7 protein-coding genes and 2 pseudogenes are annotated in these 10,630 nt (G+C 52.7%); 4 read left to right on the forward strand and 5 right to left on the reverse strand.

The features are described from left to right. Positions 1-216: 216 nt before the first annotated feature. Entirely contained in the window at positions 217-642 is a 426-nt protein-coding gene (locus tag AC2FH2_RS19555; RefSeq protein WP_496824964.1) for a hypothetical protein, read from the forward strand. Positions 643-1,109: 467 nt separating this feature from the next. Here the strand turns inward: AC2FH2_RS19555 and AC2FH2_RS19560 are convergent. Then, positions 1,110-1,217, reverse strand: a pseudogene (locus tag AC2FH2_RS19560) (IS6 family transposase); the annotation flags it as partial. A gap of 316 nt (positions 1,218-1,533) precedes the next feature. Next, the gene (locus tag AC2FH2_RS19565) at positions 1,534-3,192 is read right to left on the reverse strand and encodes an AMP-binding protein (protein WP_496824966.1); all 1,659 of its coding nucleotides are present in this window, start codon (positions 3,190-3,192) and stop codon (positions 1,534-1,536) included. 679 nt (positions 3,193-3,871) lie between these two features. Between AC2FH2_RS19565 and AC2FH2_RS19570 the strand changes: the two genes are divergently transcribed. From AC2FH2_RS19570 to AC2FH2_RS19580, 3 genes are all read left to right on the forward strand, one after another. Continuing rightward, positions 3,872-4,402, forward strand: a complete 531-nt coding sequence (locus AC2FH2_RS19570; protein WP_496814697.1) for a TetR/AcrR family transcriptional regulator — start codon at positions 3,872-3,874, stop codon at positions 4,400-4,402. A 124-nt stretch (positions 4,403-4,526) separates the two neighbouring features. Beyond that, complete coding sequence (locus AC2FH2_RS19575; RefSeq protein ID WP_142640397.1) at positions 4,527-4,940, forward strand: ester cyclase; 414 nt, start codon at positions 4,527-4,529, stop codon at positions 4,938-4,940. A gap of 202 nt (positions 4,941-5,142) precedes the next feature. Beyond that, on the forward strand, positions 5,143-6,219 hold the full coding sequence (locus AC2FH2_RS19580) for a DUF2652 domain-containing protein (protein WP_496824968.1): 1,077 nt from the start codon (positions 5,143-5,145) through the stop codon (positions 6,217-6,219). A gap of 180 nt (positions 6,220-6,399) precedes the next feature. On the opposite strand, the gene AC2FH2_RS19585 is transcribed toward AC2FH2_RS19580, so the two are convergent. The 3 genes and pseudogenes from AC2FH2_RS19585 to AC2FH2_RS19595 all read right to left on the reverse strand — a co-directional run. Continuing rightward, positions 6,400-6,861: a hypothetical protein gene (locus AC2FH2_RS19585; protein WP_496824970.1), complete on the reverse strand. Its 462-nt coding sequence runs from the start codon at positions 6,859-6,861 to the stop codon at positions 6,400-6,402. A 511-nt stretch (positions 6,862-7,372) separates the two neighbouring features. Beyond that, positions 7,373-9,433, reverse strand: coding sequence for an adenylate/guanylate cyclase domain-containing protein (locus tag AC2FH2_RS19590; RefSeq protein WP_496824972.1), 2,061 nt, complete (start codon positions 9,431-9,433; stop codon positions 7,373-7,375). Positions 9,434-10,004: 571 nt separating this feature from the next. After that, positions 10,005-10,208 (reverse strand): annotated as a pseudogene (locus AC2FH2_RS19595) (IS6 family transposase); the annotation flags it as partial. Positions 10,209-10,630 lie beyond the last annotated feature (422 nt).

Consider the following 10,630-nt stretch of genomic DNA (forward strand, 5'->3'; position numbering starts at 1 on the left):
GGTGCCCGAAGGTCTTCCTCTCAGCAATCGCCATCGCAGCTCTCGTCATCTATTGGCTATGAGTCCTGACCCTAGTTCATGCTGGCGGGGATAGGCGTCAACTTGAAGCCCTTTCTCAAAACCTTGACCTGTCAGCGCAATAAATCCGAACCTCAAATTTCCAAATTGGTTCCACCTACAGCGTATCAGACACGCTCAACCTAGAGGGACCAAGAAATGAAAAAGACACTGATTACATCCGTCACCTCATTCGCCATTGTCCTGAGTGCCGGAACGTCCATCGCTGGTCCGTTGCGTGACCATAGCCAACGCGGGTTTGCGCACAAAGTTCACTCATCAGTTTCGCAAACAGTCAATCACGCTGATGGGATGGCCAATACCTACCAAACCACCAATTCTTCCGGCTTTGGCTTCGCTTTACCTTCAGAGCGCCATCTGGGTCAAAATAACCTGTCCGCCACTCAGCAGTATCCCGCAATAAACCCGAATTGGAGCTGGGATTTGTCGGATGTTAATGTGATCGGAACTGATACTGGTGGATACGCAATCGAAGACGGTATTCGCCTGAATTGGGGTCAATTCAAGAAAACCAAATGCCTGGTCAAGTTGAAGAAGATGGTCGATACCTCATTGGTTCCGTGATCATTGTCGCGGCAGGGTTTGGGGTTATCATCGAGGGTTTTGCGGAAATTATTTATGATATCGCTTGTCCACTTGGCAATCTTAGCCCAGCTGAATGCTAGCTATTCTGGAATGCGGGAGAATTTAGGTCCGGCTGCGATGTAATGCCGGTAACTGCTGCGCTTCAATACTGAAAGGCCACCCGGTATAATGGGAAGATCACCACGGTATGGACCGACCATGACCCAAAACCCCTGCGCCGGCTCACAAGAGACGGTTCAGGGACTACTGCGTCAGGGAGATCATGCTGGGGTGTTCTGGGTGGAAGCCGATATGTCGGCTGAAACCTAGAGCCCGGTAACGAGACGGCAGGCTCGGGATTTGCTACAAAAACAGATTGCAGCCCAAAGTCACTCACCGATCGGGACGTAGCCGGTTTTGTTGCAAAATTTTGAGCACGACGAGCTGTTTTAACGATCGGATTGGAGCTAGACGGTCAGCTCAGCGAATTGTTTGAATGAACAGAGTCCAGGCTTGAATTGGCCTTTGCGGATCATGTGCGCCACCTCGATACCTGCAAAAGTTGCCGTAGCCGACCACTTAATACAGCACTGCGTGCAGGTGAATGATAAGTTTGCGAGTGCAAACCAGTAACGATAATGGCTCCCATTATCGTTATCGATACGAACGGCCCAACCCGGTCATTGTGATTTTTCGCGGTGCGCGCTCGCTACGGAAGAAATGCTGCATGCGCTCGAAATCTGGCGCTGTGACGCGGCGATGAAACCGGCCATTGGTGCAGCGCAGCGAGGCTGGAACGGTCAATTCACACAGTGCGGACTAAGTCGCCGTTCGCTGCCCAGCAGAATTGCCATGTATTTGAACGACGAAGCTTGCCTTCGAGAGGCTAGATCAAGCGGCGCCGACACTCGCTTCTCGGAGCAGGAACCTTTGAATTTTGCCGCTGGGTGTCTTCGGCAGTTCTTTGACGAATTCGATAAGCCGAGGATAGGCGTGTGCAGAAAGGCGCTGTTTGACATAATCCCTCAGCTCTGCAGCCAACGCCTCATTACCTTCTGTGCCTTCCGCCAGTACGACCACCGCTTTCACTATTTCGGTCCGTTCCTTGTCCGGCACGCCTACGACTGCCGCCTCCGTCACAGAAGGGTGTTCGATCAGGGCGCTTTCAACGTCAAACGGTCCGATGCGATACCCCGAAGAGGTGATGACGTCGTCGTTCCGCCCTACGAAAGTGATACATCCGTGTTCGTCCCGCTCCACAGTGTCCCCGGTAAGATAGTATCCGTTCTCGATCGATTTGTTGCCCTTGTTCAGGTAGCCGCTAAAGAACAAGAGAGGTGAATCCGCGATGTTGACGGCCAATTGACCAAGCTCATTGAAATCGGCGATGCTGCCATCCTCGGCCAGAACCTCGACCCTGTATCCCGGCATAACATAGCCGGCCGATCCCGGACGAACCGGATGTTCGAGGCCGTGATGGTTATTCACCAGCATACCCGTTTCGGTCTGCCCATAGTGATCTTTAATCGGCGCATTCAGTTCGGTTTCGAACCAGCGGATGACTTCGGGGTTCAGTGGCTCGCCTGCGCTGCTGATGCAGCGGATCTGATCGCGCAGCTGTGCCGCGCGCTCGGTTCCGGAGGCGATGATTAATCGAAACGCAGTGGGCGCGCCTGCAAAGTTAGTCACACCCAATCTCGAAATCACGTCATATGTACTGTCCACTGTGAATGGTCCCTCGACCAGAGTGGTTACATGACCCAACAGTAGCGGGCCGATCAACGCATAGTATAGACCATAGGCCCAGCCCGGATCGGCAATGTTCCAGAAAACATCCTCATGCCGCAGACCGATCCCTTCGACCATGTAAGATCTAAAGGCAGGCAGCGCCTTTAGGGGCACGGGGACTCCTTTTGCGGGACCTGTAGTTCCAGAGGTCGCCATCATGAACATCAGATCATCGCCGTTCCGCAAAACCGGGGCGAACTCAGGCGATTGCGCGACCATTATCCGGCGGAAATCAATGTCTCCCCCAACAACCTCTTGTCGCGTATCCGCTATCGTCGCGACAGGCGGACAACCTTCCACTCCATTGAGCTTATTGCGGTTCGCGGCGTCGGTCACAACCAGCTTCGCTCCGCTCATGGTCAAACGGTCCTGAATGGCCTTTGGCCCAAAGGCTGTAAACAAAGGCTGATAGGCCGCACCAGCTCGGAGGGCGCCTAGAACAACTGTCACAAGATCCGGGGTGCGCGGCAACAGACCCGCCACGATATCGCCGGGTCGGATGCCTTGTTTCTTCAGCAAATTGGCGAAGCACGCAGCTTCATCGCGCAACTCTACAAAGTTGCGGGTCTCATGGTGCCCGTCCAATGCAATCCAGTTCAATGCCAGGGGATTGCCCTGCAAATGGGCATCACAACATTCTACGCATGCATTGATCCCGCCGCTGAAATTGCCGAGAAAGACAGACTTTGCGAGGTCCAGATCAAAGCCCTCCACCGCTTTGGAGTATTCTGAGGAAGTCCCAGAGTCAGAATTCGATTCCATCAAAACGTATTCCTCCAAATGCAGCCCGTAATTACCTTGCACTCAAATAGGTCGAATTTCTACGTTGGAGATTACGCGAACATCTGCGCGCCACGAGTGGTCCATTCAATCCCGAACCAAAGCTCGATTTGGCACGAGACGGTAGGGCAACGGTCCAATGCGTGGCAGATGAAATGGGAGTGAGCCGACGCTCGTTACAGAGATACCTAAACGCGTCAGGATTCACATTTTCAGGGATACGCGACCAGGCTGTAAATCATGCAGCATTGCTCGTGCAAATGGCCTAGGTCAGGGTATGCTCGTTCGACCATCGGAACTTTGCCACTCAGCGAATTTCATCGAACCGGTCATTGAAGGCCGCGCTGGAATGCGAAAATTGAGCCGCGCATTTTCTGCAGTTGGTTTGAACAATAAAAAGGCGGTCAATCCTGGCGTCAATTTGAGAAAACGCGGGAGCATTCTCGCTACACGGAGCAATGACAAATCAACTACTTGCCTGCGATTTGGAATGTAAGAGCGCACCATGCAAATCGTGGCAGTTCACGAAGATTCTACCCTCGTAACGGTTTCTTCTGATTTTGCTCAGACGGTACGTGTTGCGATTTTTAAATGATCATTTTAATATGCTCCGATGGGTAGACCAAGATCATATTCACGCGAAGCTGTAGTTGAAAAAGCCATGGGTGTTTTTTGGCAAAACGGCTACAAAGCTGCATCGATAAGTGACGTTGTCCGCGAAACCGGGCTGAACACGGCCAGCATGTACAAGGAGTTTGGAGACAAGGAAGGATTGTTCTCAGCAGCTTTGGATCATTACCGCGATCATGTTATCGGGCCGCGCTATCGTATTTTGATCGACAACCCTAACTTAGAGGGCGTCGAAATGTTTCTCCGAAACGTTTTTTTGGGGGCCGCCAAGTCGGAATACAAGGGCTGCCTGATGATGAACCACCTTGCACAAAAGCATGTGATAAGTCCTGAAGCCGCAAAGCAAGTGGGCGCGTTCTGCGCAGAAGTCGAGTCATTGGTTGAAACTGCTCTTCGTAATGCCCAGGCGGATGGAGATATCGGGGCGGAAAAGGACACAGCGCAGCTTGCAAGCTTTGTGGTTTTTTGCGTTCACGGGACCGTCTTGTATGGGCGGCACGACGAAAAAAAGCACGTGATACCAAACTTTTACGACTTGATCATGAGGGAAATTCGCGAGTGAAGTTCATCCCTCATTTATTTTAAAATTGTTTTTTTAAAATAAATGTTCTAAAACTATCCCATCCAGACGGAATTGAAGGCAACGACGCGCTGGACGCTAGTGAAACAGGGATAGGAGAAGCACGATGAGTATTTCCGAAACGGCTATGGCCTTCTTTGATGCATGCGAAACAGGCAAAGGCTGGAACGTCTGCAAGACATACTGTCAGGACGGTGCCACTTTTACATGCGAAGCCGACGCATTGGCCGATATCTCGACAATCGAAGATTATACAGCCTGGACGGCGGGAATTTTGACCCCAATCCCAGATGGCAATTACGACATCACCTCATTCTCGACTGATCACGAACGCAACATCGTAACGGCCACAGCAGTATTCAGCGGCAAACAAACCGGTGAAGGTGGACCAGTTCCTGCCACCGGCAAAGAAATCGCAACCAACTATGCCTACGTTATGGAATTTGAAGGTGATAAGATCGCCCGAATGACCAAAATCTGGAATGATGGGCACTCTCTAAAACAACTCGGATGGGCGTAGTGACGTCGCTATAGCGGCGGCGCCATTTAGGGGCTGTATTGCGGGAACTTGGTAACCACTTCGGGCTCTCACCGGCAACTTTGCGTCTGAGCTCCAGCCTACACACCATGATGACCGTCTATGGCGCATTTGGACCCAAAGTGGTTTTGAACCCTTTGTAGGTCAAAATAACCGCGCCAAACACTCTTTTGGGGAGCGTGCCATGTCAACACAAACTGGATATCTGTTGATCGCCGACATTTCCGGCTACACACAATTTTTGACCACTTCGGAAATGGATCACGCTAATCCGATTTTGCATTCCTTGCTGGGCGTACTGGTCGAACAGGTGGGTGATCCGCTCCATTTCTGGAAAACCGAAGGCGATGCCGTTCTGGCATATTCAACCCGGCAGGATTTCCCCTCCGGCGAGACCTTCCTGACCATCTGCGAGAATCTCTACAACGCATTTGCTCTTCGTCGGCAGGACATAATTGCCAACACAACCTGTACCTGCAACGCGTGTGCCAATGTCGGAGGGCTGGATTTGAAGGTTATCACCCATCATGGCCAGTTCGAAGAAATGCAACTTGGCCCGGTAAAAGACTTTTCCGGCGCCGACGTTGTTCTGGTCCACCGAATGGCCAAGACGAACGTTGTTGAAGCCACCGGTGTACGCAGTTACGCGCTGTTTAGCGAGGCCGCTGCAAACGCCATGGATATCAAAGGCATAGTGGAACCGTTTTCACAGGACATCGAACATTTTGGCGAGGTTTCGATGAAAGTCTACGATTTGGCTAAATCTTGGGAACGTTTGCGTGCCAACCGCGAACGCCATTTCTTGACCAAGGAAGACGGAGTTTGGACATTCCTCCATCATTTCGATGCCCCAATTGCAGTTGTCTGGGAGGCATTGGTCGCGCCGGAACTAAAGCTGAAATGGATGAACCGTGTACAGGAAATCACCGTCGACAGCCCACAAGGGCGTCTCGGCAATGGGTCGGGCTATCATTGCTCTCACGAATTGGCGGACTTTTTCTATCGCATCACTGATTGGGAACCGTTCGACTATTTCTCGACCTGCATCCAGGATCCGGCGCGCACCGGGGTGAGCTTGCCCGAGACATATCAGCTGACGCAAACGAACTCTGGCACCGACTTGCGATACACAATGGGTCAAGCGACGGATGCCGAGGGCAATAGGTCGGAAATCTCAGAACAGGAGGTTTCAGCGTTCCTGGCAGAATTCTGGGCCGCATCGTTCTCTGACCTGGACGAACAACTCAAGGCCTCGAAGTAAGAGCGCTTTGTTGGGACGGCTTACATTGCGTCGGCAACCGCGAAATGCTGCTCTCTGTGATGTGTATGATGTCTGACGCCATCACCTACCGAACATTGGAGCAACAGTAACGTTTTCCCATGCCCTGCTTCCCACGATCAATCCAACGGCCCTACCCGTCATAAACTCAGGGACAACATTTTACTCAGGGATTTCCACGGTTCCTACTATGTGGGTTCGCCTCAAAGGTAGTGCTTGGTACATCGACACAATGTCCGTCGTGGCTATGCCCTCGCCAGTCATCCCATCATAGCGCCCGGTTCCGACGATAATTTCCCAAGAATTTGCCGCGCCTTTTTCACCTGCTTTCCAACGCATCGTGAAAGTGTCTTCGCCCTCACCAAAAATGCATATTCCGGAGATTGAGTTGGTCCCATCTTGGTAACCGAACCCCGATCCAAGGCATCGAGCAAGCCCGCCGTCAACAGGACCTTCGATAACTTCAAATCCTCCTTTGTTGTCGGAGATGTGAAAAATATGATCACCAAGGTCAAAGTTTTCCTGAGAAAGCGGATAGAAATTATTAAGCTCGATGCGTTGCTCCTCGGCACTGGTCGCAGTACTAGTAGCGGCCAAGACCGAGATCAAAATTAGGTTTTTCATTAAGGCCTCCTAAGGCTCCATTCACCTTAAGAGTATTAGTGAAATTAGCAAACGACGGGCATGTAAATTACTGCTATTCATGAGCGCCCGCTCGTCTCAACCCGCCTGTATGTGCGGATTGTCCGGGAATGGGTGAAGCCCATAGACCTTGAGGCGAGCACCAACGGAACGCATTCTAAGAGGTGAGCCAAGGTTACTCAGATCTGCAGAAACACTGACAATCTGCGCAATAAGCGACTTCTGCCTGAACATACAAAAATGGATAGGACGGTACGGTATTCTGGCCTAGAGTTGGAGGGCACATTGGCCATCGCGGAAGCTTTTGAAATTTAGAGCCACAGGGTCGTTTTCCTAGACGGCCCAAACCGGACATTGGCTACCGGGTGGTGATGCCGCGGTCGCAACCCACTTTCCGGACATTCACTGCGAGAGCGAAGTCCCCGGCGCTGAGCACACACAACGCGAGACTTGTCGGACTTTCCCGAAGCCCCTTAACTTTAACGGAAGTTTCCTACTGGTTCTTGTTGGTGCTAGTAACCGCACGCCAGCCTTCCTTTGGCGGCCTGTCTAACAGGTCTTGGGCGAGGGCCATCATGGCGACTGAGGCGGGGTCTCCGTTTCGCGCCTGGTCTGCGGCCGCGAATGCGGCAACGGCCTCTTCAAACCGCCCTGTCCGATAATGTGTAAGGCCCTGTTCATAAGCCTCTATCCAGGCAAATGATCCAACACGCCCATCCGCCATCGCGATCAGTTCGTAGACCACCAGCTCTTCAACACGTCCAAACACGGTAAGCGTGTCCAACTCACGGACCACGATTGCGTCAGCGGCCTGTCGCCTCGTTTCCGGCCCGACCAGGATCAGCGTTCCATAGTCTTTGTTGGCCCCTTCCAACCGACTGGCTACGTTCACGACATCACCAATCGCGGTGTAGTTCAACCGCTGCTCTGATCCGATATTTCCGACCAGAGCCTCGCCGCTGTTCACCCCGATCCTGACGCGTAGGGGGTTGCCGGCCTCATCTTCAATTCCGGACGCGCCCACGGCAGCGACAAGGTCCAGCGCTGCGCGGCAAGCATTTTCAGCGTGGTTGGCATCTTTACGCGGCGCCCCCCAAAACGCCATCACGGCATCGCCAATAAACTTGTCGATCGTCCCACCGTTTTGAGTAATGGCCGCAGAGGCTGCGCTGAAGAAGGGCTCCATCAGCTGGACAATATTTGGGCCAAGTTTTTCGGACAGCCCTGTGAAACCCGCTACATCGCAAAACAACACAGAGATCTGTTTCATTTCTCCGCCCGGCTGTATCTTGATGCCCTCAGCAACCAGCATACGCACGAGATCGGTGGGCACGTATTTTCGGAAAGCGGACAAACCAGCGGCCATGCTCGCGGTTGCCGCAGAAAGATTGGCAAGCTCAGACAGTCTGGAGGGTCTGCGCTCAATGCGTTCGACGTCAAAGCGTTCGATTTTGCCAAGATCTTCGGCGATGCGTGCCAACGGATTTGCGACAATGCTTCGGATCAGCCAGATCGCCAGCCCGGTTGCGACGATCACCACACCGATCAAAACGTATATCAAGTTTATCAGCGCTTCATCGATGCTCGACAGAAACGCCGCTTCGGGTATGACCGTGGCAACGCGCCAGCCGTAAAACCCCAGTGGAGTCAGCGCCACCGCATAAGGCACGCCGTCGATGACGACACGTTTCGTCAACGTGCCTTGGGCATTCGCTTGGGGATCTGCCAACAACCTTTCGCCTGAGATCATGGCAACTTCATAAAGCTTCCCTTCGCCCATGCGCGCCGGGGTAATCTCATCCGCTTCTGCATCAGGTACTGCAATAACTTTGCCGTCAGCGTTCAGAATAAATGCCGCGCCGAATTCGCCGGGGGCAAGCGTGGCGAGAAAACGTGACAAACGATCCGTTTCGATTGCAACGGCCAGAACACCTTGCCGCGTTCGGTTGACGTCTATCGGACCAGCAAAGGCGTAAACGGTTTTTTTACTATCCGGAAGGTCGTGCGTTTCGATCCACCCCGCAGAGCTGAGCCCCATGAAGTTTTCAAACCAGGCATGTTCGCGCGGATCATAGGATGTTTCAGTAAAGGTCCGCTCCTCGAACTGAATGTCACCGGGGATAAAGATATAGCGATCCTTCCGCAGCATTCGGTCGCTGATCCCCTTGTCGATTTCAATCATCTCAAGCCCGCCGTCACCTAGACGGTGCGACGCGAAAAAATTGCCATCGGGCCAGCCAAAGAACATCCATGAGATATTCGGCTGCGCCTGCAGTTGCGACAGAAAAACAAACTCGCGCTTGTCGGCCTGTCGCGTCGCGATGACGTTCTGGACAAAGATCGTGCGAACGGCGGCCCAAGCGGCTTCGGCCGACCTAAGCGTCACCCCCACCTCGATGCGGACAGTGTTCGCGATCTGGCCGTTGATTTCAGCTGCAAGCATTCGGCTATTGTCGCGCGCAGTCGTCCACCATAGGGAATGGACAATAAAGGTCGACACCCCGATAGACACAGCCACCAGAATTGACACAGCGATGCCCACGCTAAGTCGCACTTAAATCTCCGCCAAATTACTCATATTCTTCAGTATTGAATTGAGATTGCTAGGAGGGCATAACTTTTTTGACCTATCCCGAAATCTCACGCAACTGTTAGGTAGCAGCAAAGCATTGTGTTGAAGCGGGCGCTTGAACATTGGCTACTGTAACTGACCTTTGCGATTTTGCCAGACGCTGTGTGCAAATGAACGGGCCGCCCGAACTTGCCATTGGCAGATATGTCCCACCACTGCGCTGCAGCTCATCAAAGGAGACATTCGCCGCAGCCACAAAATCGGCGGGTCTACGAACTAACAGCTCGCGAAAGGAATCTGCCGTTCATCTACTCTGCCCTTCCCGCCGCGTATTGCGGGAAGAGCCGCCGTTGGCCCGAATTCGCAAGTTCGGTATGATCTTAGCGGCTTTGTCGCAAAATTCTCTGAAGTGTAAGGGCTGGTTGGAATTTACTAAGTTCATACGGTTTGGTTCGTAAACTGCTTGACCGGGCAGATTCCGACTCCGAACTGACCCTTTCTGATCATCTGCGCAACTTCAATCCCATCGAGCGTTGCAGAGGCGGACGCAGTTTCGCTTATGGCGACGTGCCTTGTCGGCAATCAATGGCGCATATTTGACGATCCAACGGTTCAGCGTCGCGTGATCAACCTTAACTCTGCGCTCAGCCAGGATTTCTTCCAGATCCCGATACGACACTGAGTAGCGCAGATAGAAAAACGCCTCGTGCAAGATCACATCTTTTGGGAAATGCGAGCCCTTGAATGAGATCGTCACCGGATGCTCCTGTCAATTTTGGGCTGGTCATTAATGTTGTTTTCTCCAGTGACAGAATAATAAAGTCTATTGAGAACCAGTACCGCCAACCACTAATCCAAATATATAAGGGCGCTTCTGGTTAAACGTGGCCTTTGTGCCGAATGGGCAAAGCATTGGTTTGTCACCCGTCGCGCAAACACACCGCACCAAGAAATGGCGAACGGCATCTAATCTGATCTCTAGACGGCGGCGGCCGCTACCTGGAGGGTGCGTTGTGGGCTAACACTTGCCAGATCTCAGGCGTTAGCCCTGGATGCTAGCATTGGATCGAGTTGCCTTTCAGCACATCGAAGCCAGCCAACCAGGGTCAGGACTCATAGCCAATAGATGACGAGAGCTGCGATGGCGATTGCTGAGAGGAAGACCTTCGGGCACCTGTC

This window comes from Ruegeria sp. YTSA105 (assembly GCF_059610225.1).

What these genes read in the sequence shown, in the direction of transcription:
- AC2FH2_RS19585 (WP_496824970.1), bottom strand. Translation starts at nt 6,861, where the DNA reads ATGAAAAACCTAATTTTGATCTCGGTCTTGGCCGCTACTAGTACTGCG.
- AC2FH2_RS19555 (WP_496824964.1), top strand. Translation starts at nt 217, where the DNA reads ATGAAAAAGACACTGATTACATCCGTCACCTCATTCGCCATTGTCCTG.
- AC2FH2_RS19570 (WP_496814697.1), top strand. Translation starts at nt 3,872, where the DNA reads ATGGGTGTTTTTTGGCAAAACGGCTACAAAGCTGCATCGATAAGTGAC.
- AC2FH2_RS19565 (WP_496824966.1), bottom strand. Translation starts at nt 3,192, where the DNA reads ATGGAATCGAATTCTGACTCTGGGACTTCCTCAGAATACTCCAAAGCG.
- AC2FH2_RS19580 (WP_496824968.1), top strand. Translation starts at nt 5,143, where the DNA reads ATGTCAACACAAACTGGATATCTGTTGATCGCCGACATTTCCGGCTAC.
- AC2FH2_RS19575 (WP_142640397.1), top strand. Translation starts at nt 4,527, where the DNA reads ATGAGTATTTCCGAAACGGCTATGGCCTTCTTTGATGCATGCGAAACA.